Annotated in this window: 30 protein-coding genes; 17 read left to right on the top strand and 13 right to left on the bottom strand. The window is 61.2% G+C overall.

The window, feature by feature from the left end; all coding sequences use genetic code 11:
- Positions 1-42: 42 nt before the first annotated feature.
- The 5 genes from AB7M23_RS03635 to AB7M23_RS03615 all read right to left on the bottom strand — a co-directional run bounded on the left by AB7M23_RS03635 (position 43) and on the right by AB7M23_RS03615 (position 3920).
- Positions 43-720, bottom strand: coding sequence for an OmpW/AlkL family protein (locus AB7M23_RS03635; RefSeq protein ID WP_454240228.1), 678 nt, complete (start codon positions 718-720; stop codon positions 43-45).
- A gap of 109 nt (positions 721-829) precedes the next feature.
- Positions 830-1342 (bottom strand): DUF3299 domain-containing protein, encoded by a 513-nt coding sequence (locus AB7M23_RS03630; protein WP_454242144.1) that lies wholly within the window; start codon positions 1340-1342, stop codon positions 830-832.
- A gap of 11 nt (positions 1343-1353) precedes the next feature.
- Complete coding sequence (locus tag AB7M23_RS03625) at positions 1354-2619, bottom strand: ABC transporter permease (protein WP_454240227.1); 1266 nt, start codon at positions 2617-2619, stop codon at positions 1354-1356.
- On the bottom strand, positions 2619-3338 hold the full coding sequence (locus AB7M23_RS03620) for an ABC transporter ATP-binding protein (protein ID WP_102051711.1): 720 nt from the start codon (positions 3336-3338) through the stop codon (positions 2619-2621). Before AB7M23_RS03620 ends, AB7M23_RS03625 begins: the two co-directional genes overlap by 1 nt.
- Positions 3339-3920: a DUF2796 domain-containing protein gene (locus tag AB7M23_RS03615; RefSeq protein WP_330522793.1), complete on the bottom strand. Its 582-nt coding sequence runs from the start codon at positions 3918-3920 to the stop codon at positions 3339-3341.
- 130 nt (positions 3921-4050) lie between these two features.
- On the opposite strand from AB7M23_RS03615, the gene AB7M23_RS03610 reads away from it, so the two are divergent.
- Positions 4051-4395, top strand: a complete 345-nt coding sequence (locus AB7M23_RS03610) for a hypothetical protein (protein WP_454240226.1) — start codon at positions 4051-4053, stop codon at positions 4393-4395.
- Positions 4396-4439: 44 nt separating this feature from the next.
- On the opposite strand, the gene trxA is transcribed toward AB7M23_RS03610, so the two are convergent.
- From trxA to AB7M23_RS03595, 3 genes are read right to left on the bottom strand one after another with little or no spacing between them, the layout of a single operon-like run.
- Positions 4440-5312: a thioredoxin gene (gene trxA, locus AB7M23_RS03605; RefSeq protein ID WP_454240225.1), complete on the bottom strand. Its 873-nt coding sequence runs from the start codon at positions 5310-5312 to the stop codon at positions 4440-4442.
- Positions 5313-5343: 31 nt separating this feature from the next.
- On the bottom strand, positions 5344-6009 hold the full coding sequence (locus AB7M23_RS03600; protein WP_330522790.1) for a class I SAM-dependent methyltransferase: 666 nt from the start codon (positions 6007-6009) through the stop codon (positions 5344-5346).
- Positions 6006-6452 carry a YbaY family lipoprotein gene (locus AB7M23_RS03595; protein ID WP_454240224.1) on the bottom strand — a complete coding sequence of 149 codons (447 nt, stop codon included), beginning with the start codon at positions 6450-6452 and terminating at the stop codon, positions 6006-6008. The genes AB7M23_RS03600 and AB7M23_RS03595 overlap by 4 nt, the downstream gene beginning before the upstream one ends.
- Before the next feature lie 106 nt (positions 6453-6558).
- On the opposite strand from AB7M23_RS03595, the gene nrdR reads away from it, so the two are divergent.
- The 11 genes from nrdR (at position 6559) to AB7M23_RS03540 (ending at position 14433) form a co-directional block, all read left to right on the top strand.
- Complete coding sequence (nrdR, locus tag AB7M23_RS03590) at positions 6559-7023, top strand: transcriptional regulator NrdR (protein ID WP_065759210.1); 465 nt, start codon at positions 6559-6561, stop codon at positions 7021-7023.
- Between the two features lie 2 nt (positions 7024-7025).
- Entirely contained in the window at positions 7026-8156 is a 1131-nt protein-coding gene (gene ribD / locus AB7M23_RS03585; protein ID WP_454240223.1) for a bifunctional diaminohydroxyphosphoribosylaminopyrimidine deaminase/5-amino-6-(5-phosphoribosylamino)uracil reductase RibD, read from the top strand.
- Between the two features lie 43 nt (positions 8157-8199).
- Positions 8200-8865 carry a riboflavin synthase gene (locus AB7M23_RS03580; RefSeq protein WP_065759170.1) on the top strand — a complete coding sequence of 222 codons (666 nt, stop codon included), beginning with the start codon at positions 8200-8202 and terminating at the stop codon, positions 8863-8865.
- Positions 8866-8883: 18 nt separating this feature from the next.
- Complete coding sequence (ribBA, locus tag AB7M23_RS03575; RefSeq protein WP_454240222.1) at positions 8884-9975, top strand: bifunctional 3,4-dihydroxy-2-butanone-4-phosphate synthase/GTP cyclohydrolase II; 1092 nt, start codon at positions 8884-8886, stop codon at positions 9973-9975.
- Between the two features lie 89 nt (positions 9976-10064).
- Complete coding sequence (ribH, locus tag AB7M23_RS03570) at positions 10065-10541, top strand: 6,7-dimethyl-8-ribityllumazine synthase (RefSeq protein WP_065759168.1); 477 nt, start codon at positions 10065-10067, stop codon at positions 10539-10541.
- On the top strand, positions 10538-11038 hold the full coding sequence (gene nusB, locus AB7M23_RS03565; protein ID WP_065759167.1) for a transcription antitermination factor NusB: 501 nt from the start codon (positions 10538-10540) through the stop codon (positions 11036-11038). Before ribH ends, nusB begins: the two co-directional genes overlap by 4 nt.
- A gap of 18 nt (positions 11039-11056) precedes the next feature.
- Entirely contained in the window at positions 11057-12016 is a 960-nt protein-coding gene (thiL, locus tag AB7M23_RS03560) for a thiamine-phosphate kinase (protein WP_454240221.1), read from the top strand.
- A 9-nt stretch (positions 12017-12025) separates the two neighbouring features.
- On the top strand, positions 12026-12523 hold the full coding sequence (locus AB7M23_RS03555) for a phosphatidylglycerophosphatase A family protein (RefSeq protein ID WP_409278575.1): 498 nt from the start codon (positions 12026-12028) through the stop codon (positions 12521-12523).
- Between the two features lie 12 nt (positions 12524-12535).
- A complete protein-coding gene (locus AB7M23_RS03550; RefSeq protein WP_454240220.1) occupies positions 12536-13267 on the top strand; it encodes a substrate-binding periplasmic protein in 732 nt (243 codons plus the stop codon).
- A gap of 132 nt (positions 13268-13399) precedes the next feature.
- Entirely contained in the window at positions 13400-14017 is a 618-nt protein-coding gene (gene ribA / locus AB7M23_RS03545; RefSeq protein ID WP_065759163.1) for a GTP cyclohydrolase II, read from the top strand.
- Positions 14014-14433: an MFS transporter gene (locus AB7M23_RS03540; protein ID WP_454240219.1), complete on the top strand. Its 420-nt coding sequence runs from the start codon at positions 14014-14016 to the stop codon at positions 14431-14433. The genes ribA and AB7M23_RS03540 overlap by 4 nt, the downstream gene beginning before the upstream one ends.
- A 63-nt stretch (positions 14434-14496) precedes the next feature.
- Here AB7M23_RS03540 and dxs read toward each other — a convergent pair whose 3' ends face one another.
- The 3 genes from dxs to AB7M23_RS03525 all read right to left on the bottom strand — a co-directional run bounded on the left by dxs (position 14497) and on the right by AB7M23_RS03525 (position 17688).
- Positions 14497-16395, bottom strand: coding sequence for a 1-deoxy-D-xylulose-5-phosphate synthase (gene dxs / locus AB7M23_RS03535; RefSeq protein WP_099776799.1), 1899 nt, complete (start codon positions 16393-16395; stop codon positions 14497-14499).
- Positions 16396-16561: 166 nt separating this feature from the next.
- The gene (gene ispA / locus AB7M23_RS03530; protein ID WP_065759160.1) at positions 16562-17449 is read right to left on the bottom strand and encodes a (2E,6E)-farnesyl diphosphate synthase; all 888 of its coding nucleotides are present in this window, start codon (positions 17447-17449) and stop codon (positions 16562-16564) included.
- A complete protein-coding gene (locus AB7M23_RS03525) occupies positions 17446-17688 on the bottom strand; it encodes an exodeoxyribonuclease VII small subunit (protein ID WP_065759159.1) in 243 nt (80 codons plus the stop codon). The genes ispA and AB7M23_RS03525 overlap by 4 nt, the downstream gene beginning before the upstream one ends.
- Before the next feature lie 242 nt (positions 17689-17930).
- Between AB7M23_RS03525 and AB7M23_RS03520 the strand changes: the two genes are divergently transcribed.
- The 5 genes from AB7M23_RS03520 to AB7M23_RS03500 all read left to right on the top strand — a co-directional run bounded on the left by AB7M23_RS03520 (position 17931) and on the right by AB7M23_RS03500 (position 23487).
- The gene (locus AB7M23_RS03520) at positions 17931-19334 is read left to right on the top strand and encodes an MBOAT family O-acyltransferase (protein ID WP_330522787.1); all 1404 of its coding nucleotides are present in this window, start codon (positions 17931-17933) and stop codon (positions 19332-19334) included.
- The gene (locus AB7M23_RS03515; RefSeq protein ID WP_454240218.1) at positions 19321-20433 is read left to right on the top strand and encodes an SGNH/GDSL hydrolase family protein; all 1113 of its coding nucleotides are present in this window, start codon (positions 19321-19323) and stop codon (positions 20431-20433) included. Before AB7M23_RS03520 ends, AB7M23_RS03515 begins: the two co-directional genes overlap by 14 nt.
- 1 nt (position 20434) lies before the next feature.
- Entirely contained in the window at positions 20435-21643 is a 1209-nt protein-coding gene (locus AB7M23_RS03510; RefSeq protein WP_454240217.1) for an SGNH/GDSL hydrolase family protein, read from the top strand.
- Between the two features lie 100 nt (positions 21644-21743).
- The gene (locus tag AB7M23_RS03505) at positions 21744-22958 is read left to right on the top strand and encodes an RtcB family protein (RefSeq protein WP_454240216.1); all 1215 of its coding nucleotides are present in this window, start codon (positions 21744-21746) and stop codon (positions 22956-22958) included.
- Between the two features lie 61 nt (positions 22959-23019).
- Positions 23020-23487, top strand: a complete 468-nt coding sequence (locus AB7M23_RS03500) for an FAD/FMN-containing dehydrogenase (protein WP_330522784.1) — start codon at positions 23020-23022, stop codon at positions 23485-23487.
- Between the two features lie 259 nt (positions 23488-23746).
- Here the strand turns inward: AB7M23_RS03500 and AB7M23_RS03495 are convergent, their stop codons facing one another.
- Entirely contained in the window at positions 23747-24457 is a 711-nt protein-coding gene (locus tag AB7M23_RS03495) for a LexA family transcriptional regulator (RefSeq protein WP_454240215.1), read from the bottom strand.
- A 225-nt stretch (positions 24458-24682) separates the two neighbouring features.
- Positions 24683-25210, bottom strand: coding sequence for an inorganic diphosphatase (gene ppa, locus AB7M23_RS03490; protein ID WP_065761987.1), 528 nt, complete (start codon positions 25208-25210; stop codon positions 24683-24685).
- Positions 25211-25223: the final 13 nt, after the last annotated feature.

The following is a 25223-nucleotide window of genomic DNA, read 5'->3' as shown; positions in this document are numbered from 1 at the left end:
AAAAACGGCGATTTAATCGCCGTTTTTTATTAAGGCCAGGCCTTAGAACTTGTAGCCGACGCCGACCATGTAGACCCATGGATCGACATCCACGTCGACCTTGGTCTTGCCTACGTTCAGCGCGCTCGGGCCATCGATGCTGGCCTCGGTGTCGATGTCGATATACCAGACCGCAGCGTTGACCAGGAAGTTGTCGGTCAGCATGTAGTCCATGCCCAGTTGGCCAGCCAGGCCTACCGAGTCCTTCAGTTTCAGGTTGCTGAAGCCCTGGGCCTTGCGGTTGCTGCTCAGGTCTTCATCGAAGAACATGGTGTAGTTCAGGCCGATACCGGCATACGGCTGGAACTTGGAGCTCGCGTCAAGCGGGTAGTACTGCAGCGACAGGGTCGGTGGCAGGTGTTTGATGTCGCCCAGTTTGCCGTCCAGGCCTGCGCCCTTGACGCTAACGGTGTGCTGGAATGGCGTCGCCGCCAGCAGTTCCAGGCCAACGTGGTCGGTCAGCATGTAGGCGAAGGTCAAGCCCAGTTGGGTATCGCTGTCCAGCGTCGCTTTGGTGCCGGGAACCTTGTTGCCGTCCAGCTTGAGGTTGCCGCTGTCTTCGTTAGGAGCGGTGGTGATAGCGCCAGCACGCATAATAAATTCACCCGCCTTGTGGGCGTGGGCAACAGGGGCTGTAAGCGCCAGGGCAATCAGCGAGGCGCCAAGCAAGGACTTGTTCATGGAAGCTCCCAAAGGACATTTAGAATGTAATGTGCCAATGGTAAAGAGCCAGCAGCGGGGAGAATTTGACTCAGCTCAATGAAACCGCGATAGCGCTCCAGAGCGGCTCTTATTGTAGTTCATAGGCGTAGATTTTCTCGGCGTCCATCTGATAACCCGCTTCAGCCAGCTCACTGCTCGACGACTGGACACGCATCGGGCCTTCGATCCAGTACGGCTGGTAAAGCGCATCGACCTTTATGCCGAGCTCACTGACCACATGCACGATCTGGTTGGACGGGGGCGGAGGCACATGAATGCACGCGCCGTAGTAAGGCACCAGAAGGAACTCAGTCGTACGCCCCTCCTCGTTGACCTCCAGCGGTACGATGTAGCCAGGTAGCTTGACCTGCTGACCGTCCAGCGCCTGGACGACCGGCGCATCCGGCGCTTGCTGGTGCGCTGCCGGGGCACTCTCTGCCGCCAGCGCATTGCCCAGTTGTGACAGGTCATGCAAGGGTGCCATCTGCGGCTCGATCACCGGTGCGCCAGGAGGGATCAGCTGTGGCCATTCCAGGGTGCGGGGTTCGTCCGCCCACAGCGGTGTGGCAACCAGTAGCAACAAGAACAGGGCGCGGGCCATGGGTATCGGTCTCATAAGTGAATCGACAGACCGTCCGCCAGTGACTGCCGATAGGCACGCCAAGCGGGCACGCTGCCCATCAATAGCGCGGCGCCCAGGATGATTGCCAGCAATGTCCATTCGTGGCTGCTGGGCCAGGCCAGTGGCAGGTAAAGGCCATAGTTGGCTTGCACATACCCTTGGGCCAGGGCGATACCCAGGTAAAGCAGGGACAGGCCTGCGAGTATGCCTGCAACCGACAACGCAAAGGCTTCCAGCACCAGCAGGCCGGCGATGTGCCAAGGGCGGGCACCCACCGAGCGCAGTATGGCCATTTCCCGGCGTCGCTCGTTCAGGCTGGTGAGAATGGCGGTCAGCATGCCAATCAGGCCGGTCAGCACGACGAACAGGGATACCACGAACAGCGCCTGCTCGGCAGTGCTCATCAGGCTCCACAGTTCTTGCAGGGCGACGCCTGGCAGAATGGCCTGCAGTGGTTCATTACGGTACTCGTTGATCTCGCGTTGCAGAGCAAAGGTGGCGATTTTGTTGTTCAGGCCGAGCATGAACGCGGTAATGGCGCTGGGCGTCAGGTCCATGTTGCGTGCCTGATCGGCGCTGACACGGCCTGCCCCGCGCGCGGGAACACCGTTGTGCCAGTCAACGTGGATTGCTTCCATACCGCCCAGGCTGATGTGCAGTGTGCGGTCTACCGGTGTGCCGGTTCGCTGCAGAATACCGACCACCGTGAACGGCTTGTCGTCATGTTTGACCAGACTGATTGCCGCCACGCCGTGAGCCAGTACCAGCTTGTCGCCCAGGGCGTAATGCAGGGCCTGCGCGACTTCGGCGCCCAGTACCACTTCAAACGGGTCATTGGCAAAGGCGCGGCCTTGAGCCAGTTGCAAGGATTGCTTGTGGCCGTACTGGTAGTGCTCAAAGTAGGCCTCGGACGTGCCCATCACGCGGTAGCCACGGTGCGAGTCACCCAAGGAAATCGGAATTGCCCATTTCACCCGTGGGTCGCTGGCGTAATGCTCATAGCTGTCCCAGCGAATGTTGTTGGTGGCATTGCCAATGCGAAACACCGAATACAGCAGCAGGTTCACCGAGCCGGAGCGTGCGCCGACGATCAGGTCGGTGCCGCTGATGGTACTGGCGAAGCTGGCACGGGCTTCAGTGCGTACGCGTTCCACTGCCAGCAGCAGGCACACGGACAAAGCAATGGCAAAGGCGGTCAGGAAGGCGGTAAAGCGTCGATTGGCCAGGCTGGCTAGTGCAAGGCGTAGCAGGTACATCAGGCCTCCAGGTCATTGGCCGGACGGGCCGCGCGGTTGAGTTCTGACAACGACAGGTGGCGGTCGAACAAGGGCGCCAGGCTCTGGTCATGGCTGACAAACAGCAAACTGGAGCCGGCCGCTCTGCACTCTGCGAACAGCAGGCGGATAAACGCCTCACGACTGTCAGCATCGAGGGCTGAGGTTGGCTCGTCGGCGATCACCAGCTCAGGTTGGCCAATCAATGCGCGGGCTGCGGCGACGCGTTGCTGCTGGCCAATCGACAGGCTGTCGGCACGACGCATCAACAAGGCGGGGTCTTTCAGGCCCAGATGAGCCAGCAGGCTGGCGGCAGCCTGATCGACACTGCCGTAGCGCTCACAGGCCTTGGCTGCGCGAACCTTGGAGAAGCGGCAGGGCAGTTCGACGTTTTCGCGGACCGAGAGAAACGGCAGCAGGTTGAACTGCTGGAAGATGTAGCCGGTATGGTCAACGCGAAAGCGATCGCGAGCGCCTTGCTTGAGCGTGCTCAGCGTCTGACCGAGCAGGCGAATGCTGCCGCGGTCAGGTTGCTGCACGCCGCCAAGCAGGCCGAGCAGGGTGGTTTTGCCGCTACCACTGGGGCCTTTGAGGAATAGCGATTCACCCGCATCCAAATGGAAGGCCGGGATATCCAGCAAGGGTGGATGGCCCGGCCAGGCGAACGCCAGGTCTGTCAACTCGATCAGTGGCTGGCGCATTCAGAACGCAACCGTGGCCTTGTTCGGGGTTGCTTCCAGGCCTTTCTGGCCATTGGGGCCGATCAACTGCACCGTAATTTTCTGAGTGGCGGGGAAGGCTTTGAACAGTGGGCCCAAATCCAGGTTGGCCAGTTTGCCTGGCTGTTCACAAGTCAGTTGGTAATGGGCGCGGATCTCGCTGTGTTCGTGTTCGTGTTCGTGGGCGGCGTGGTGATCATCGGTGGCGTCATCGTCAGATGGCGCATCATCGAATAATGGGCTTTCCAGGGCTTCGTCGGTTTCCGTGCACTGCGCCGCATTGGCCAAGCCAAACAGTGTCAACGGCTGCTCCAGTTGTTTGCGGACGGCCGCGACCTTGGCCTTGTCGGCCGCACTGTTGGCCGCATGCTCAAACCCCACCAGGTTCATGGCCGGGCTTTCCAGTTCCAGCTCAAGTGTCTTGTCATCGAGCACGACATTGAGATGCGCCACGCCATGCTCGTGGGCGTCAAGGCTGCCATGGGCATGATCATGGTCTTTCTCGGCGTGTGCTGCCGTGAGTGGCAACAGGGCAAACGGCAAGGCGAGCAGCAGACGGCGCATGGAACGGTCTCCGTAGAGGTGGGGCTTGAATCGCAATGTTATAACAAGTTGTCGAGTGGTTGCCAGTGTGCTTGGCGGCAGCCTGTCGCCATGGGAGCATGGGCTATCGGATGATCTGAAGGAGAGGCCTGTGCGTATTCGTGGACATATTGGTGACTGGCCGGTGGACCTGACACTGGAGCTTGATCCGGCCGAGTGGGCGCAGTTGGGTGGGCATCTGGAACGTGCTCTGCCCGCGACTCCGCCTACCGAAGCCAGTGTGTCGAGCGTGCGTCCGGATGATGTGCAGTGGCAAGCGGCACTGACCTTGTTGCGTCAGGCCGGGCAGCTCAATGGGCCGGCGTTGTTGGAAGGCTTGGCTGCGCTTGCTGGCAGTGCGGCGGCCGGCAAGCGACTGCTGGTGCGCTTGCGCCACAGTGCACAGGTGAAGGTTGAAAGCGGGGCGGATGCGCCGGTGTATCGCTGGCTTGGATGAGCGTCCGGCGCCTGCCGCGTGTGCAGGCGCCGGCGATAGACTGCTTAGTACAGCGCTGCAAACAGCTTGCGTCGATAGGTACCCACCAGCGGGTGATCATTGCCGAGCAGGTCGAACACCTGCAGCAATGTCTTGTGCGGCAGGCCACCGTCATAGCCACGGTTGCGCACGAACAGTTTCAGCAGTGCCTCTAGCGCCGCTTCGTATTGCTGGCGTGACAGTTGGTGAATCGCCAGTTGGTACAGCGCTTCATCATCCTCTGCATTCTGCGCCAGGCGCGTCTTGAGGGTGGCGGCGTCAGGCAAGGCCGTCACTTGCCGCAGGAAGGTCAACTGGGCTTTGGCGCCTGCCAGTGCGGCCTTGTGCTCATCGCTTTTCACGGCATCGAGGACGGTCTGGGCTTCGCCCAGCTCACCGCGTTCTGCCAGGCAGCGGGCGTAGAGAATCAGTGCGCCGGCATTGCTGTTGTCTTCAGTGAGCAGTGCCTTGAGGGTGGCCTCGGCTTCACCAAAGCGCCCTTCAGCAAACAGTGCCTGCGCCAGCACCATAGGGTCGGCGGCTGGTGGCGGCGGCATTTGAACATGAGGCTCGAGCAGCGCTCGGATTGCCGACTCGGGCTGGGCACCCGCGAAGCCATCAACCGGTTGACCATCCTTGAACAGCACTACGGTCGGCAGGCTGCGGATACCGAAGCGTGCAACGATATCCTGTTCGATGTCACAGTTGACCTTGGCCAGCAGCAGCTCGCCTTGGTAGCTCTCCGTGATTTGTGCAAGCAGCGGCATCAGCGCTTTGCACGGCGCACACCATTCGGCCCAGAAATCCACCAGCACCGGTTTGTGATGGGAGTTGGCGATCACCAGCTGATCGAAGTTGGCAGCGCTGGCGTCGAAAATGTACGGCGTTTCTTGACTCATCGCGACTCTCGCAAATCCTTGAATGGCAGCACTATAAAGGCTGTCGGCTGGCGTGGTACAGGCTGACCCGGCGGAATTCGTGAGGCTCGGCCAGGTCCGGCAGGGTCAGGGCTTCGAGGACGCCCAGTGATTGATACAACGGGTGGCTGAAGTCGCGCACGCGGGAGTCGGCCACCAAGGCTTCACGGCCGCGGCTGAGGAATTCGTCGAGCAGCGGCAGGTTGGCCCGGTCATAGAGCACGTCGGCGACCAGAATCAGGTCGAAGCGGTCGGCTTCGGCAAAGAAGTCCGTGGAGTAGTTCAGGTTCACCCCGTTCAGTTCGGCATTGGCCCGGCAGGCGTCCAGCGCCAGAGGGTCGAGGTCGCAGGCCACCACTTCAAGGGCGCCGGCCTTGGCCGCGGCAATACCTGCAACGCCAGAGCCTGCGCCGAAGTCGAGCACGCGCTTACCCTCAACCCACTCCGGTCGCTCGCACAAATAGCGCGCCATGGCCAGGCCGCTGGCCCAGCAAAAGCTCCAATATGGCGGCTCATGGAGGATGCGTCGGGTCTCTTCGGGGCTGAAGGCGCGGTCCATGTTGTCCGCATCGATCAGCCAGAGCTTCAGATCGCTGCCCGGCAGGTGGCTGGCGACAAGACGCGCATCGCCGAGCAGTCCACTCAATGCCCCTTGCAGTGATGACGGTGCTGCCGTCATGGCGCCTTCTCAAAGCGCAGCGGCCCGGTGGCCTGGGTGGTTGCCTGGGTAACCCGCAGTGCCGGCAAGTGCAGGATCAGTTGCCCTGACTGACTGGCCCGACCGCGCAGTTCAACACGTGCTCCACTGGGGAAGGCTTCCGGGTTGAAGCGTAAATGAAAGGGCAGTGCCTGACCGTTACCTGCGAGTGAGCTGCTGGCCAGCAAGCGCTGCGGACGACCGCGTTCGTCAATGACCAGCAACGCCAGCTCAACATCGGCGTTGGCCGGTATGCCCAGCAGGGTGCCGCTGAGTTCGCGCTGATAGGCCGGCAGAGGGCCGGGGGCCGCAGGCAAGGTGCCGGTGGTCGGGGAGGTTTCTGTCTGCGTCTGTTTGGGCGCATCGCTACTGCAGGCGACGAGCAGGCCGGCAAAACTGAGCAGAATGAGTGCTCGAAAGCGCATGAAGAGGTTCCTTGAGGACGTTTCCTCACTGGATGGTAAACCCTTTGGCTTGTCTTGCCAGTGAGATGCGCTACCATGGCCCTCCCTTTTTTTGTTGCCTGCCACCATGCACTGTCCCTTCTGCGGTGCCAACGACACCAAAGTCATCGACTCGCGACTGGTCGCCGAGGGTGAGCAAGTGCGCCGTCGGCGCGAATGCGTCGCCTGCGGTGAGCGCTTTACCACCTTTGAAACCGCCGAATTGGTTCTGCCTCGCTTGATCAAGCAGGATGGCAGCCGACAGCCGTTCGATGAAGACAAGCTGCGCGCCGGTATGCAGCGTGCGCTGGAGAAGCGCCCGGTCAGCGTCGAGCGACTGGAAGCGGCACTGGCGCATATCAAGCACAAGCTGCGGGCAACCGGCGAGCGTGAGGTCAAGTCGCTGGTCGTGGGCGAACTGGTGATGGCCGAGCTGCAGAAGCTCGATGAAGTCGCCTACATCCGCTTCGCCTCGGTTTACCGACGCTTCCAGGACCTCGATGAATTCCGTGAAGAGATTGACCGTCTGGCCCGAGAGCCGGCTAAAGAGTGATCATGCCCACTGAACGCGCTGTGCTGGATGCTCACTACATGGCCCGCGCCCTGGAACTGGCGCGCAAGGGGCTGTATTCAACCCACCCTAATCCTCGCGTCGGCTGCGTGATTGTGCGTGATGGTCAGGTGGTGGGTGAAGGCTGGCATGTCCGTGCCGGTGAGCCGCATGCTGAGGTTCATGCATTGCGCCAGGCAGGCGAACTGGCCCGTGGCGCCTGCGCCTATGTCACCCTTGAGCCGTGCAGCCATCATGGCCGCACACCGCCTTGTGCCGAGGCGCTGGTCAACGCCGGTGTGGCGCGGGTTGTTGCGGCCATGCAGGACCCCAATCCACAGGTTGCCGGTCAAGGCCTGAAGCGCTTGGCCGATGCCGGTATTGAGGTGTCCAGCGGGGTGCTTGAGGCCGAGGCTCGCGCGTTGAACCCGGGCTTTCTAAAGCGTATGGAGCACGGCCTGCCTTATGTGCGGGTCAAACTGGCGATGAGCCTCGATGGCCGCACCGCTATGGCCAGTGGCGAGAGCCAGTGGATTACTGGCCCCGCCGCACGCTCGGCCGTTCAACGTTTGCGTGCGCGTTCCAGTGTGGTGCTGACCAGCGCTGAAAGCGTGATCGCGGACAATGCCCGGATGACTGTGCGTGGTGAAGAACTGGGGCTGGATGCGGAAAATACCGCCTTGGCGCTGGCTCGCCCGCCGCTGCGGGTGCTGATCGATGGGCGTTTGCGCCTGCCGTTGGAGGCCGCGTTCTATCAGGCCGGTCCTGCGCTGGTGGCGACTGCTGCCGCACACGATGAGCGCTATGCTCAGGCGGGCTTGGAGCTGCTGCGACTGCCCACTCAGGAGGGGCGCGTCGACTTGCGTGCATTGCTGCGTGAGCTGGCTGCCCGAGGCGTCAATGAGGTGCTGGTCGAGGCCGGCCCGGGGCTTGCGGGGGCATTTGCGCAGTCAGGGCTGGTAGACGAGTATCAACTGTTCATTGCCGGCAAGTTCCTCGGCTCCAGCGCCAGGCCGCTGCTTGATTGGCCGCTGGCCCGCATGAGCGAGGCGCCGGCGCTGAAAATCACTGAAATGCGAGCGGTTGGCGATGACTGGCGAGTCACCGCGATCCCTGTGCCGACGTCCGGCGTATAATTTTCGGCTTGCGCCACGCGCGGCCCGTTCTCGAGGAGGACTCATGTTCACAGGCATTATCGAATCTATCGGCAGCATTCGCTCGTTGACCCCAAAAGGTGGCGATGTGCGGGTTTATGTCGAAACCGGCAAGCTGGACCTGGGCGATGTGAAACTTGGCGACAGCATTGCGGTGAATGGTGTCTGCCTGACGGCAGTCGAGCTGCCTGGTGACGGCTTCTGGGCCGATGTCAGCCGCGAAACCCTGGACTGCACTGCCTTCTCCGACCTCAAGAGCGGCAGCCGGGTCAACCTGGAAAAAGCCCTGACGCCGACCACCCGATTGGGCGGTCATCTGGTCAGCGGCCACGTCGACGGTGTCGGCGAAATCATATCGCGTAGCGATAACGCTCGCGCCATCCAGTTCCGTGTTCGTGCGCCAAAGGAACTGGCCAAGTACGTTGCGCACAAGGGGTCGATTACCGTCGACGGCACCAGCCTGACGGTGAACGCCGTCGATGGCGCCGAGTTCGAGCTGACAATCGTGCCCCACACCCTGGCCGAAACCATCATGGCCGACTACCGCGCTGGTCGTCGGGTCAACCTTGAGGTCGACCTGCTGGCCCGCTACCTGGAGCGTCTGTTGCTCGGCGACAAAGCCGCCGAGTCGACCAAGGGCAGCGGTATCACTGAAAGTTTCCTGGCCGCCAACGGCTACCTGAAATCCTGAATGAGAAGGGGGTGCCGCGTGGCGCTCAACAGCATCGAAGAACTGGTTGAAGACATCCGCCAGGGCAAAATGGTCATCCTGATGGATGACGAAGATCGCGAGAACGAAGGCGACCTGATCATGGCCGCCGAGGCCTGCAAGGCCGAGCACATCAACTTCATGGCCAAGCACGCCAGGGGCCTGATCTGCATGCCGATGTCGCGTGAGCGCTGTGAACTGCTCAAGTTGCCGTTGATGGCACCGCGCAACGGTTCGGGCTTTGGCACCAAGTTCACGGTCTCGATCGAGGCTGCCGAAGGTGTCACTACCGGTATCTCCGCTGCTGACCGTGCGCGTACCGTTCAGGCTGCCGCCGCGCGTGATGCCAAGGCCGAAGACATCGTCAGCCCAGGCCATATCTTCCCGCTGATGGCGCAAGCCGGCGGTACGCTGGCCCGCGCAGGCCATACCGAGGCTGCGTGTGATCTGGCGCGCATGGCCGGTTTTGAGCCAAGTGGCGTGATCTGCGAGGTCATGAATGACGACGGCACCATGTCCCGTCGCCCGGAGCTGGAAGCGTTTGCGGCCGAGCACGGCATCAAGATCGGCACTATCGCCGACCTGATTCACTACCGGATGATCCACGAACGTACCATTCAGCGGATTTCCGAGCAGCCGCTGGACAGCGAATTGGGCCAATTCAACCTGGTTACCTACCGTGACTCGGTCGAGGGCGATGTGCACCTGGCACTGACCCTGGGCAAGATCTGCGCGGAAGAGCCGACCCTGGTTCGGGTTCACAACATGGACCCGCTGCGTGACCTGCTGATGGTCAAGCAGCCCGGCCGCTGGAGCCTGCGTGCCGCAATGAGCGCGGTGGCAGAGGCGGGCAGTGGTGTTGTGTTGTTGCTCGGCCACCCCTTGGACGGTGACGTGCTGTTGGCGCATATCCGTGAGACCGCCGACAGCGCTCAGGTGAAAACCCCGACAACCTACAGCACCGTCGGTGCGGGTTCGCAGATTCTCCGTGACCTCGGCGTACGCAAAATGCGCCTGATGAGTTCGCCGATGAAATTTAATGCGATATCCGGATTCGATCTGGAAGTTGTAGAATACGTGCCCTCCGAATAAAGCAGGCGTTTATTGCACTGCGTGTTCGTGACCAAACCTCCCACAGGCCGCGTCGGTGCGGCCTGGCTCTTTAAGATGAGAATCCCGGAATGACTCTGAAGACCATTGAAGGTACCTTCATCGCCCCCAAAGGTCGCTATGCTTTGGTGGTTGGCCGCTTCAACAGCTTCGTCGTCGAAAGCCTGGTGAGCGGTGCCGTTGATGCCCTGGTTCGCCATGGCGTGAGCGAAAGCGACATCACCATCATCCGTGCCCCGGGTGCGTTCGAGATCCCGCTGGTTGCACAGAAAGTCGCCCAGCAAAGCGAATATGCGGCCATCATCGCCCTGGGCGCGGTGATCCGTGGCGGCACTCCGCATTTCGAATACGTGGCAGGCGAGTGCACCAAGGGCCTGGCCCAGGTGTCCATGGAGTTCGGCGTACCGGTGTCCTTCGGTGTCTTGACTGTCGATTCGATCGAACAGGCCATCGAGCGCTCCGGCACCAAGGCCGGCAACAAGGGCGCTGAAGCAGCCCTGTCCGCCCTGGAAATGGTCAGCCTGCTGGCGCAGTTGGAGGCCAAGTGATTAGCGACGAAAGCGATCGTTTCAACCCGCGCGATCCAAAACCTGCGGATGCTGGCAAACCATCGAAAAGCGCCAAGCGTCGCGAAGCCCGTCAGCTCGCGACCCAGGCCCTGTATCAGTGGCACATGGCCAAGCAGTCGCTGAACGAGATCGAAGCGCAGTTCCGGGTCGATAACGATTTCAGCGATGTCGACGGCGCCTACTTCCGGGAGATCCTGCACGGGGTTCCGGTCATGAAGGAAGAGATCGACAAGGCCCTGGCTCCGTGCCTCGACCTGCCACTGGAAGAACTCGACCCGGTAGAGCTGGCTGTGCTGCGGCTGTCCACCTGGGAGTTCATCAAGCGGGTCGACGTGCCGTTTCGCGTTGTGATCAACGAAGGTGTTGAGCTGGCCAAGGTCTTCGGTGCCACCGATGGCCACAAGTTCGTCAACGGTGTGCTCGACAAGCTGGCTCCACGGCTTCGTGAAGCCGAAGTACGGGCATACAAGCGCTGATCTCGGCGCTGCTGGCCAATGGGTGAGTTCGAGCTGATCCGTCACTACTTCGCCGCCGCACCGTGTGCGCAAGGTGGCGAAGGAGTTGCCTTGGGCATCGGTGACGACTGTGCCCTGCTGGCCTTGCCAGCGGGCGAACAGTTGGCGGTGTCTACCGACACGCTGGTTGTCGGTGTGCATTTCCCGCACAACAGTGACCCGTTCCTGCTCGGCCAGCGTTCGCTGGCCGTTGCCGCCAGTGACCTGGCGGCGATGGGCGCTACCCCCCTCGCGTTTACCCTTGCCCTGACCCTGCCGGACACGTCGGCGGACTGGTTGCGTGCTTACGCAGAAGGCCTCAATCAGATGGCCAGGCAGTGCAACCTGAGCCTGGTCGGTGGCGATACCACCCGTGGCCCCTTGAGCCTGACCATGACCGTGTTCGGCCGGGTGCCTGCCGGGCAGGCGCTGACCCGCGCCGGCGCGCAACCAGGCGACTTGGTGTGTGTGGGCGGTGAACTGGGCAACGCTGCTGGCGCGCTGCCGCTGGTGCTTGCGGAACGTCAAACCGAGCCGTCGCTGGCGGCATCGCTGCTGGCGCACTACTGGTCGCCAGCACCGCAGTTGGCACTCGGCCAGGCGTTACGTGGCAAGGCGTCCTCGGCGCTGGATATCTCCGACGGCTTGCTGGCTGACTGTGGGCATATCGCCAAAGCCTCTGGCGTGGCGCTGCATTTGCAGGTGGACTCGCTACCGATGAGCCAGGCATTACGCGGCTTTTTGGGGCTGGAGGGTGCGCGTCACGCCGCATTGACCGGTGGCGACGATTATGTGCTGGCCTTCACGCTTCCCGATGCCGAACTCCCGGGGCTGCTGGCCGCCGGCTGGCCGATTCACGTGGTTGGCAGGGTCGAGGTTGGCTCCGGTGTCAGCCTGTACGATCGGGAAGGGCGCAACATCACCCCGGCTGTTCGGGGCTATCAACACTTTAGCGATTAGGGAGACACCGTGACCGATCACCGTAATCAGGTGAAGCCTGTTCCGCCTTCGGTCTGGAGCAACCCTTGGCATTTCATGGCATTCGGCTTCGGCTCGGGTACTTTGCCGAAGGCGCCAGGGACCTGGGGGTCGCTGGTTGCCTTGCCGTTCATGCCCTTGTGGCAAATGCTGCCAGACTGGGGTTACTGGCTGATGCTGGGCCTGACCATGCTGTTTGGTTTCTGGCTGTGCGGCAAGGTTGCCAGCGATTTACGTGTGCACGACCATGAGGGTATCGTCTGGGACGAGATGGTGGGGATGTGGATTACCCTGTGGCTGGTGCCGCAAGGCTGGCAATGGTTGTTGGCCGGGTTCTTGGTATTCCGCTTCTTTGACATACTCAAGCCCTGGCCGATCAGTTGGCTTGATCGGCATGTGCATGGAGGTGTCGGCATCATGATCGACGATGTGCTTGCCGGTGTATTCGCCTGGCTGACGATGCAAGGGCTAGTATGGAGCTTTACCTAAGGAGATAGGGCGATGCAAGGATGCCGATGGTTGCTACTGGTCCTGCTTTTGGCAGGAGGTGTGACGTGGGCAGCAGAGCCCTTGCTGAAAAAGCCTTTGCAAGCGCGTTTGGCCAGCGAGGTGTGGCTCGACTACACCAATGCCGACGGCACAGGCCTGGCCTGGGAGCTGCTGCGCAAGGTTTTTGAGCCCGTAGGTGTCAAGGTCAAGACGGCGAGCGTGCCTTACAGTCGCGCTATCGGCCTGGTAAAGCGTGGCGAAGCAGATGCCTGGGTCGGCTCTTATCATGAGGAAAGCGCCGATAATATCTACCCGCGCTGGCATTTTGACCAAGACCATATCTATGCCCTGGGGTTGGCCAGTCGGCCGGTACCTACCCAGGAAACGTTGGGTCAGTTCCAATTGGCTTGGGTGCGTGGTTACGATTTCAACAGTTACCTGCCCTATGTTGACCGTTACCGCGAGGTTCAGCGGCGTGAGGGCATTCTGCCGATGCTTGAGTATGGTCGCGTCGATTTCTATATCGATGCCCTGAACGAGGTCGACTATGTGTTGTCGCAGGCGCAGAATCCCTCGGCATTTCGGCGTACCCACCTGGCTGAACTGCCGTTGTACCTGGCATTTGCCAAAACCCCGGAAGGCCGTGCCCTCAAGGAAATTTTCGATCAGCGCATGGATGAGCTGGTGCCAAGTGGCCAGTTGCGCGAGATATTCACGCGCTGGAAGCAGCCGTATCCGTTCTAGGTTGTCCTCAGATCGGCAAGGTGCATCGAACTTTTCGATATGTCTGCACAAAAATTCAGCATAAGCACCGGTGCCACGCTGCTGTTACAATCCAGTCCACGTTAAATATTCACGTTATTTCAGGAGCACAAGGTGCCCGTCGTTTTCGTTGCTGCCTCCAAGCTGCCTACACCCTTTGCCACCTTCACCATGCATGGTTTTCTCGATGAGGCCACCGGTCGCGAGCACGTGGTGCTCAGTCTGGGTGATGTGGCCGACGGCGCGCCGGTACTGGGACGCCTGCACTCCGAGTGCCTGACGGGCGATGCGCTGTTCAGCCAGCGCTGCGATTGCGGTTCGCAGCTGGAAGCGGCGCTGCAGGCGATCGCTCACGAAGGGCGCGGTGTACTGCTGTACTTGCGTCAGGAAGGTCGCGGCATTGGTCTGTTGAACAAGATTCGCGCCTACGAGCTGCAGGATGGCGGTGCCGATACGGTTGAAGCCAATGAGCGTCTGGGTTTTGCTGCCGATCAGCGTGACTACGCCATGTGCCTGCCGATGCTTGAGCACCTGGGCGTGAAATCGCTGCGCCTGATGACCAACAATCCGCGCAAGGTGAAAGCCCTCACTGCGATGGGTATCGCGGTGGCTGAGCGAGTGCCTTTGCATACCGGCCACAACCCGCACAATAAACACTACCTGGCCACCAAGGCCGGCAAGCTTGGCCACATGATGGGCAACGAGCATCAGGGTGAGGTTGGTCGGGCGTGACCCGGGCTCAGGTTCGTCGCCGTCTCAGCATTGCCTGGTGGCAGCATCTGCTGATCGCATTGGCGCCGTTGTTTGTCTTCAATTGGGCGTTCGGTGATCGTGAAGCGTTGCTGCCAATCCTCGCCATGCCGATGTTCATCGCCAGTGTTTCTTCGATGTTCCTCAGCCTGCCGCGCTTTGGCGCTTACAAGCATGGGCTGATTGCAATGGAGAAGGCGCTGAACAGCGATGCGGAGCCCGCGGCCTGGATTGAGCTGGCGCGCGTACGTCGGGTGGCCATGCTCTATGCCTGCTTGCCGGCCTGGCTTGCGGCTGTGTCGGTATTTGTTGGCTTGGAGGCCGTGCCGCAGATTCTGTTGGCGGTCTCGAGCGTGGTCGTGCTCTACCTCTACCGTATTCCGCGTCAGCTCGGCTGATAGGTCGGCAGGCCTATTGTCGTCATGGCCGCTCCTTGCGGAGCCGACCATGACGATAGGGCGTCAGAGGCCCAACAACTGCAGGCGCTGACGTACTGCTGCTTCGATTCCCGCTGCATCCAGACCACATTCAGCAAGCATCTGTGCCGGTTTGGCGTGCTCGACATAAATGTCAGGCAGGCCCAGGTGCAGGATCGGCTTGATCAGGTTTTCGCGGGCCAGGAATTCACCGACAGCCGCACCGGCGCCGCCCATGATGGCGTTCTCTTCGATGGTCACCAGCAGCTCGTGCTGGCCAGCCATCTCGCGTACCAACGCTTCATCCAGCGGTTTGACGAAACGCATGTCAACCACGGTGGCATCGAGCTGTTCGGCAACCTTTAGTGCTTCGGCCAACTGAACACCAAAGACCAGCAAGGCGACGGTGCGGCCTTGGCGGCGTACTACGCCCTTGCCGATTTCGAGGGGTTCAAGGTCGTTTTCAATCGGCGTATTCGGGCCGGTACCGCGCGGGTAGCGCACCGCTGCCGGGCCGTTGTACAGGTGACCGGTGCTGAGCATTTTGCGCAGTTCGTTCTCGTCGCTCGGGGTCATCACCAGCATGCCGGGGATGCAGCGCAGGAACGACAGGTCAAAGCTGCCCGCATGGGTCGGGCCGTCTTCGCCGACCAGGCCGGCGCGGTCGATGGCAAACAAGACGTCGAGGTTCTGTACCGCAACGTCATGGATCAGTTGATCATAGGCGCGCTGCAGGAAGGTCGAGTAGATCGCCACCACGGGCTTGGCGCCTTCGCACGCCATGCCGGCGGCGAGGGTGACAGCGTGTTGCTCGGCGATGGCCACATCGAAGTAGCGTGCCGGGAAGCGTTCGCTGAAGGCCACCAGGTCCGAGCCTTCCTTCATGGCTGGGGTGATGCCAACCAGGCGTGGGTCTGCCGCAGCCATGTCGCACAACCACTGGCCGAATACCGCCGAATACTTCGGCCCGCTGGCTTTCTTCGGCGCAGCAGCCGGTGCATCGACCGGCTCAAGCTTGGTAATTGCGTGATAACCGATCGGGTCGACTTCGGCCGGCCTGAAGCCTTTGCCTTTCTTGGTGACCACATGCAGGAACTGTGGCCCCTTGAGGTCGCGCATGTTGCGCAGGGTGGCAATCAGGGTCGGCAGGTCGTGGCCGTCAATCGGGCCGATATAGTTCCAGCCGAGTTCCTCGAACAGGGTGCCGGGTACCAGCATGCCCTTGGCATACTCTTCGGTGCGGCGAGCGATTTCCCAGGCGCCGGGCAGGCGTGAAAGCACTTTTTTACTGCCTTCGCGCATGCTGGCGTAGGTGCGGCTGGAGAGAATCTTGGCCAGGTAGTTGGACAGGCCACCGACATTGCGTGAAATCGACATGTCGTTGTCGTTGAGAATCACCAGCATGTCAGCGTTGACTTCCTGCGCATGGTTGAGCGCTTCGAAAGCCATGCCGGCGGTCAGTGCACCGTCGCCGATCACCGCAATGGACTTGCGCGCCTCGTTCTGCAGGCGAGCGGCGATGGCCATGCCCAGTGCGGCACTGATCGAGGTGCTTGAGTGGCCGACGCCAAAGGTGTCGTACTCGCTCTCGGAACGACGTGGGAAGGCCGCAATACCGTCCTTCTGGCGCAGGGTATTCATGCGCTTGCGTCGCCCCGTGAGGATCTTGTGCGGGTAGGCCTGATGGCCCACGTCCCACACCAGCCGGTCATCCGGGGTGTCGAAGACGTAGTGCAGGGCGATCGTCAGTTCGATGACGCCCAGGCCGGCACCGAAATGCCCGCCGGTCTGGCCAACGGTATAGAGCAGCTCCTGGCGCAGTTCGTCGGCCAGGCTCTCCAGATCGGCTTCAGCCAGCCGGCGCAGGCCAGCGGGCGTATCAGCACGGTCGAGCAGCGGCGTGACCGGGCGTTCGCGGGGAATCTCTTGAAACGTCGTGGGCATCAGGCGAATCATTATAGGTGTGAAGAGGCGGCAGTTTACCTTATTGCGGTGATGGCTGCCCATGGCATGGTGCTTCTGCGACACCTGTGCATCGTCTTTCGCGGGAGCCGGTCCTGCCAGCGATGTGTCTTACTGCTGGCAAGGCAGGCGCCTACGTGAAGTGCACTCAGTTCTTGCGTTCTACGATGTAACGGGCCAGATCGCGCAGTGGTTCGGCCGCGCCGTCGAAGGCTTCCAGCGCCTGCAGTGCTTGATCGCGCAGTTCCAGCGCGTAGGCTTTGGCGGCATCCAGGCCGAGCAGCGCCGGATAGGTTGGCTTGTCGCGGGCGATATCCGCGCCTTGGCGTTTGCCGAGGGTGGCCGTGTCGCTTTCGACGTCGAGGATGTCATCCTGTACCTGAAATGCCAGGCCGATTGCCTGAGCGTAGCGTTGCAGGGCCTCCAGTTCGGTGTTGCCCGCACGGGCGCTGGCGAGAGCACCCAGGCGCACGCTGGCTTCGATCAGGGCGCCGGTCTTGTGCCGGTGCATGAATTCCAGCGCTTGCTGGTCAAGCTTCAGGCCCACTGAGCCCAGGTCGATGGCCTGGCCACCGACCATCCCGGCCGGGCCGGCAGCCAAGGCCAGTGTCTGGACCATGGTCAGGCGGTTGCTGTCGCTTTGCGGGCTCAGGCGCGGGTCGAGCAAGGCGCTGAAGGCCAGGCTTTGCAGGCCATCGCCTGCAAGGATCGCGCAGGCCTCGTCGAAGGCTTTATGGGTGGTTGGCTGGCCACGGCGCAGGTCGTCGTCGTCCATGGCCGGCAGGTCATCGTGAACCAGTGAGTAGGCATGGATCAGTTCAACCGCACAGGCCGCGCCGTTAGCCTGTTCGGCTGGTGCCCCCAAGGCTTCGCAGGCTGCATAAGCGAGCAGCGGGCGGACCCGTTTGCCACCGTTCATGACGCTATAGCGCATGGCGGCGTAGAGGCGGGTGAGTTCGGCCGAAGGGGCGACAAACAACTGTTCCAGCGCCGCATCGACACGGGCCTGGCAGGTAGCTTGGTAGCGGGCGATCATTCCGGCTGCTCTGCGCTGAAGGGTTCGGCGGCCAACTCACCATCGCGCTCGAGGAGGATCTGCACTTTCTGCTCGGCCTGTGCCAGGGCGCCCTGGCAGTCACGGGTCAGACGGATACCTTGCTCGAAGGCGGTCAGCGAGTCTTCCAGCGACAGTTCGCCGTTCTCCAGGCGTTCGACCAGGGCTTGCAGGTCGGCGAGGGATTGCTCGAAATCAACGGCGGCTTTTTTCCGGGCCATGGCGGCTGTCTCTGTGGCGGTTTAAACGGCGCGACACTAGCAGAGCGGGGCAGGGGGAGCAAATCAGTGCCGATGATCTTTCGTCGCATTCTGTTGCATAAAGCCTTTGTTCACTATCTTGCTTTTTCTGTGAGCCTGTCATTGTGAGGGCTTGTGGCTCTCTGCCATAATTGCCGCCGCCTTGCGCTACGGCGTTGCCCGGCAAGGCTCTCCCTTCCTGATGTCGCGTAATGGACTACGTTGTGAGCTTCCTTTCGATCGAGTTCGGCCTCTGCTTCATCCTGTTCTTCGCTATTTACTGGAGCCTGTGCTGGAGCGTTCGTTTGCAGAACGTCATGCTTCTGGCCGCCAGTTACGGCCTTGTTGCCAGCTTCAGTCTGAATTCTCTCTATATCCTGCTGGGGTATACAGCGCTGGTCTATCTGCTGGGGCTTCTGGGTGCGCGGTACCCGGGGCGACGCTTCAGTTACGGGCTGGTTGCGCTGCTGGTGCTGGGGTGTTTCTACCTCTTCAAGTACCAGGAGTTCCTCGTCGGTGGCGTTCAGTCGGCGCTGGCCAGTGCCGGGCTTGATGTCTCGCTGCCTATTCTGGAAGTGCTGCTGCCTATCGGCTTGTCGTTCTACACCTTCCATTCGGTCAGCTACCTGGTGTCGATCAACCGGCGCGAGATGACGCCTGCGCCGGTGTTTGATCTGGCCCTTTACCTGGCGTTCTTCCCGAGCCTGATTGCCGGGCCGGTGAACCGTGCTTCGCACATGCTGCCGCAGATTCAGGCCGGGCAGATGCGTCAGGTGCTGGAGCCACAACGTGCATTGGGGCTGATTGCGTTGGCGGTGGTGAAGTTGTTCTTCTTCAGCGCCTGGCTGGCCAGTGAGTGGGTTGATCCGGTGTTCGAGACGCCCAGCAGCTATTCGGCCGAGCAGATCCTGCTCAGCGTCTACGGCTACAGCTTTCTGATCTACTTCAACTTCAGTGGCTACACCAACCTGGTGACCGGCATTGCCTTGTTGTTGGGGTTCCGTTTGCCGGACAACTTCAATGCGCCCTATGCCGCGAACAACCTCAAGGAGTTCTGGGGCCGTTGGCATATCAGCCTGTCGACCTTTATCCGTGACTACGTGTACATCCCGTTGGGCGGCAACCGTCAGGGCGTCTGGCGCGGCAACCTGAACATGCTGCTGGCCATGCTGATCTCCGGGCTTTGGCATGGCGCGAGCATCAACTTCATTATCTGGGGGGCGCTGCACGGCCTGGGTCTGGCGTTGTACAAAGCCTCGACCTATTGGTTGCCGCAGCCGATGCGTTGGCCGGGGGCGGGTATCGCCGCACGCTTGCTGACCTTCCACTATGTGGCGTTTGCCTGGATTTTCTTCCGTTGCGCCAGCCTCGATGATGCCAAGGACATGCTCGCCGGTATTGCTGGCTTGCGTCTGGAGGCACTGTTCTCGCCTACGGGCGCCCTGTTGCTGGCCTGTGTGGTGTACATCGCTGTCTACCGGCAACTGATCGCGCTTCTGCGCCAGCTCTTTGCCGCCACCACGCGCCTGCCTTGGCAGTTGTACCCCGTTCCGCTGGGGGTATTCATTTCCTTGGTCATCTTTGCATCGCAGTCGGGCGTTCCGGGGTTCATCTATGCCAGTTTCTAGTGCCAGCAAGCTGTTCGAAACGCAGGTGGGCGCGGCCAAGGTGCTGTATGCCATTGTGGTGACCACCTTGCTGTTGTTCTGGTTCAACCAGGACTCAATCCGCCTTTACTGCGAGCAGAAGTACCACCAGGGCTGTGAACTGCCGCTACTGGGCCAGAGTGCTGCCTGGCGGATGGGCAGCAACCTGACTCAGGCCTTGGGCAGTGCCCGTGACAGTTTTATCGAAAGCCTGACCCAGCCTGCACCGCCAGCATTGATTGCACAGGCTCCCGTCAGCGAAACCGTGACGATGCCCGCCACGGTGCCTGTCGTGCCGGTGAAGCTTGATGGCAAGCATGCGACCCCGGTGCATGCCGCTCCGGCACATGAGAGCGCCAAGCCGGTCAAGGTGGCGGCGACGCCATTGCCTGCGCCCATCCCGCAGCCAGTACAACCGGTGCCGGTGACTCTGTCGGCGGGCGATGAAGTCTTTCTGGTCGGCGATTCGCTGATGCAAGGGGTGGCGCCGCACCTGGCCAATACCTTGCACAAGCGTTACCAGATCAAAAGCGTCAACCTCAGCAAGCAGAGTACCGGGCTTGCCTATCCGGGCTTTTTCAACTGGCCACAGACGGTGGCCAAGACCTTGCAAAGCCAGCCGAACATTCGCCTGATGGTGGTGTTCCTGGGGCCGAATGACCCTTGGGACATGCCGGTTGCCAAAGGTAAGCCGTTCCTGCGCTTTAAAACTGCCGAGTGGGAGGAGCAGTACCGTCAGCGTATTGATTCGATTCTTGAGCAGGCGCGTGCGCATGATGTGCAAGTGATCTGGGTTGGCCCACCGAACATGCAGAAAACCAAGCTGTCCAGCGCCATGGCCTACCTGAGCACGCTCTATGAAACCCAGACCAGGCTCTACCAGCAGCATTATGTCTCTGCTAACGGCGTATTGGGTTACAAGGCTGATGAGTTCTCCTACACCTTGCAGGATGACCAAGGCAAACGGGTCAAGACCCGGGTCGATGACGGCATTCACTTTACCCCCACCGGGCAGAAGCTCATTGCACAGCAAGTGCTGTCGATGATTACCTTCCCGGGCTTGACCGTGACGGGACACTGAAATGCGTCGATTGCACAACATCCTGGCCCTGGTGGCACTGATCTGCGCATTGCCGGGCTGTAGCCCGGTAGCGGCGGTCAATGGGCCGGCAGCACGTCCACTTCAGGTGCCTCAAAAGGCGGTTCAAACCCCTGCCAACGGTAATCTGGCGCTGCTGGCGGGCAAGTTCCGCACTGCAAACCGCACCCCGATCAATATCGTGCAACTGGGTGACTCACACACCGCCGCCGACCTGTTCAGCGGGGAAATGCGGCGCCTGTTGCAGGCTCAGTATGGCGATGGTGGTATAGGCCTGGTCGCAGGCTCACCGGTACCGGGGGCGCGCTATGAAACGGTGATCCTCAAGGCGGCCAAGCGCCAGTGGGAACTGGTTTCGGCACGTAACCAGCAGAGCACTCAGTTTCCCCTGGGCGGTTACCTGTCATTACCGCTGACGGCCAACGCAGCCGTACGCATCGAGGCGCGTGAGCCCACGGCCCAGCGTTACCGCGTGTCGGCCCTCTACACCTCAACGGCCAACACGACATTGCTCGCCCGCGACGGCACTACCCAGAACCGGCGCCTGCTGGCAGCAACCAATGGGCAGTGGCGCTTCAGCCCGGTGTTCAACAGTGTCAGCTTGCCGCTGGACCTCACCTTGAGCAACCGCAAGGACGTAGCGCTGGGTGGCTGGTTCATCCAGGGCCAGAAGAATGCCGGTGTGACCTATTCAGCCTTGGGGATCAACGGCGCGCGGCTGGATGTTGTGGATAAGTGGCAGCCCGGCTGGCAGGAGAGCTTCAAGGCTCTGCGCCCGGATCTGATCATTCTGGCGTACGGTACCAACGAAGCCTTCGACGACAAGCTCGACTTGAACCAGTACCGTGACCACCTGAACCAGACCCTGGCCGAGTTGCGCCGCAACATGCCGCGTGCCGCCATTCTGCTGGTCGGCCCACCGGACTCGATCAAGCAGCGCAAGGCGCGTACGTGCGCTGCCCGTCAGCCGCAACCATTGGCCCAGATCATCCGTATCCAGCGGCAGGCCGCCAAGCAGTTCAACGGCCTGTTCTGGGATTGGCAAGCGTACATGGGCGGCCCTTGTTCTATCGTCAACTGGCAGGCTGAAGGTCTGGCCCGTAACGACCTGGTGCATTTATCCGCCGACGGTTACCGCAAAAGTGCCTCAGGCCTGTATGACTTCCTGCGTGGGCAGCTCGGGTTGCAGTGACGCCCTCGCTGACGATCGAATTTCGGTGTGCGGCGGGTGGGATAAGGTGTTGAATGGTGTGGTGCAGTCTGAGTAACCCGCCAGGCAACAGAGCAGCCAGATGAAAACCATCAACATCCTCGAAGTCGCCAACGGCAAACCGATCAAGCTCTGGACCCAGGGCGTGCCGGTGGAGGAGGAAGCGCGACAGCAATTGATCAACACCGCCAAACTGCCGTTCATCTTCAAGCACCTGGCGGTGATGCCGGATGTCCATCTGGGCAAAGGCTCGACCATCGGTAGTGTGATTCCCACGCGTGGCGCGATCATCCCGGCAGCGGTGGGCGTGGACATTGGCTGCGGGATGATCGCCGCACGCACTTCATTGCACGCCGCAGACCTTCCGGACAACCTTCATGGCCTGCGTACGGCCATCGAAAAGGCGGTACCGCACGGCAAGACCTTCGGCCGTCGCGATCAAGGCGCCTGGGACAGCGTACCCGGCGTGGCCGATCATGCCTGGCGTGCACTGGCTGGCCGATTCAAGGCCATCACTGACAAGTACCCGACGCTGGAACGCACCAACAACCGTCAGCACCTGGGAACCTTGGGCACGGGTAACCACTTCATCGAGGTATGCCTGGACGAGGCCAATCGTGTCTGGTTCATGCTGCACAGTGGGTCGCGTGGCGTGGGTAACGCCATCGGCAACCTGTTCATCGAACTGGCCCAATCCGATATGCGCCAGCACATCGCCAATCTGCCGGATAAGGACCTGGCCTACTTCGAGGAAGGCAGCCGGCATTTCGACGACTACGTCGAAGCCGTGGAATGGGCCCAGGACTTTGCCCGGCAGAACCGTGCGCTGATGATGCACGCGGTAATTGACGCTGCGCGTAAGGTGATCAACAAACCCTTCGAGGCCAACCTCGAAGCGGTGAACTGCCACCACAACTATGTGCAGAAAGAACAGCACTTCGGCCATGAGGTGCTGGTTACCCGCAAGGGCGCGGTTTCTGCGCAAAAAGGCCAGTTGGGGATCATTCCGGGGTCGATGGGCGCACGCAGCTTCATCGTTCGCGGCCTGGGTAACGAAGAAGCGTTCTGCTCCTGCAGCCATGGCGCGGGGCGTGTGATGAGCCGCACCCAGGCTAAGAAGCGCTTCACCATCCAGGACCAGGCGCGTGCCACCGCGCACGTCGAGTGCCGCAAAGACAAAGACGTGATTGACGAGATCCCCATGGCCTACAAGGACATCGACGCGGTCATGCAGGCTCAGCGTGATCTGGTGGAAGTGGTGCATACCCTGCGTCAAGTGGTGTGCGTGAAAGGCTAGGTGCCTGCGCGGCGGTGTAGACTGCTGGCCTGGCTGTGCAACCACTACAACGAGGTGTGCTGTGAGATATCTTTCTATTCTGCTGTTGAGCGTATTGCCATTGTTGGCCCAGGCGGTCGAAGTCGGAGAGCGCCTGGCGCCCTGGACCCTGCTCGATCAGTTCGATCAGCCCTACAGCCTGGACGATCAAACCCGAACCCTGCTGGTAGCCCGTGGCATGGACGGCGCCAAACTGGTGAAAGAGGCCCTGCAAGACCGTCCCAAGGGCTACCTGGAAGCACGACATACCGTGTTCGTTGCCGACATCCAGCGCATGCCTGCACTGATCGCAAAAATGTTCGCCATCCCCGCCATGCGTGATTACAGCTACCGGGTACTGCTCGACCGCGACGCACGCGTGGCAACCCGTTATGCCGGCGCCGAAGACAAGGTGCTGTGGCTGCAACTGGACAACGGCCGGTTGGTCGCGCAACAGGAATACGCCACGGCGGCTGCACTGCGTGAGGCGCTGGAGAAGGCGCCGCATTGATAAGCGTGATGTGGTGGGTGGATTTCGGGCATTAAAAAGCCGGCTTGTGGCCGGCTTCTCGGGGACGGTCTTGGCTTATTTTTGGTAAGCCGCAACCGCCTTCAAATCGTTGCGTCGGCGCGAGGGCCGAAGGTGGCTGGACGCGAATGTATTGCGTCGCCAAACCCGTTGGCAGGCGCTCGGCTGCCAGGGGCTAAATGTGCGGCGTAGCATACTGACAATGGCGCGGTATGCCTAGTGGAAATTCACCTTGAGCGCTTTAGGCTGGCCGTTCGGTACGCCGTTGTCCCCACCAGAAGACCCAACCGAGAATTTCCAGGTGCTGCATTTTGGCCTGGGCCGGGCTGTAGCTTTCGCTGGGGAATTGCCGATTGTCGTAGCTGTGCAGGGCAATGGCACCACCCCGCAGGCGGCTGAGGGTGTGGATGCGCAGCCGGCCATTGTGCAGCAGGGCGTAGAGTTCGCCTTCGACGATGCGGGTCAGGCTGCGGTCGATGGCCAGGGTCGCACCCTGTGACAGCAGCGGGGCCATGTTGGTGTCGGGCATGCTCAAGCAGAATGCTCGCGCGGGATCGACACCAAGCCGCTCGAGGCTGCAGGCGGGCAGGCGCAGGTGGCGGTCGGCGATCACGCTCAGTTGTTTGTCCTTCACGCGGTAGAAGGGCAGTTGCGCGTCATCCTCTTTGTGCGCGGCCATCAGGCTGGTGTCGGGTGGTTCGACTTCGACTTCGATTTCGGTCGGGGTGATGCGCGGTGCGGGTGGCGGATGCTTGGGCCCTTCGCCGCTGCGTAGCCATTTGCTGCAGACGCACAGGAGTTCTGCGATCTCATCGATACGCGCCAGGGGAACACCGCGGTTGAACCAGTTGTTGATGTGCTGCGGTGTCACTTTGCGGTGGGCGGCAAAGTCGGAGGGTGTCAGGTTGCACTCGCGCAGGAGGGCTTTCAAACGGCTGCCAGAAGTATTCATGAGGCCCGATTTTACGGGGCTCTGTGCGATCAGGATATAAACATTGGGTTGAAGAATTTCTCGGAGTTAAGGGTGTTTCCGAGGGATTTGCCGGATGTTTCTCGCGGCCGTAGGTGTTGGCTGGCACCCTGCTGATGCCATCGTAGGCAAGCCTACTCCTACAGGGGGCTATCTTTGCAGGCAACAAAAAGCCCCGCGAGCGGGGCTTTTTGTTCAGCGCGGTGCTTAGCCTTTGTAGGCGGCAACGGCCTTGGTGATTTCGGCGCGGGCGGCGTCTGCGTTGCCCCAACCGTCGATCTTCACCCATTTGCCTTTTTCGAGATCCTTGTAGTTCTCGAAGAAGTGCTTGATCTGCTCCAGCAGCAGGGCTGGCAGGTCGGTGTACTCTTTGACGTCGACGTACAGTTGCGACAGTTTGTCGTGCGGTACGGCGATGACTTTGGCGTCGCCGCCGCCGTCGTCAGTCATGTTCAGGATGCCGACCGGACGGGCGCGGATGACCGAACCTGGAGCCACTGGGTACGGGGTTACAACCAGCACGTCCAGCGGATCACCGTCATCAGCCAGGGTGTTCGGGATGAAACCGTAGTTGGCCGGGTAGAACATTGGGGTGGCCATGAAACGGTCGACGAACAGGCAATCGCTGTCCTTGTCGATTTCATATTTGATCGGCGCGTGATTGGCTGGAATCTCGATGGCGACGTAGATGTCGTTCGGCAGGTCTTTGCCAGCCGGAATCTTGCTGTAGCTCATTGGGCATTGCCCC

This window comes from Pseudomonas sp. HLS-6 TE3448 (assembly GCF_053629555.1).
Note: the sequence above shows the minus strand (reverse complement) of the source record. Positions and strands in the feature narration are given on the sequence as shown.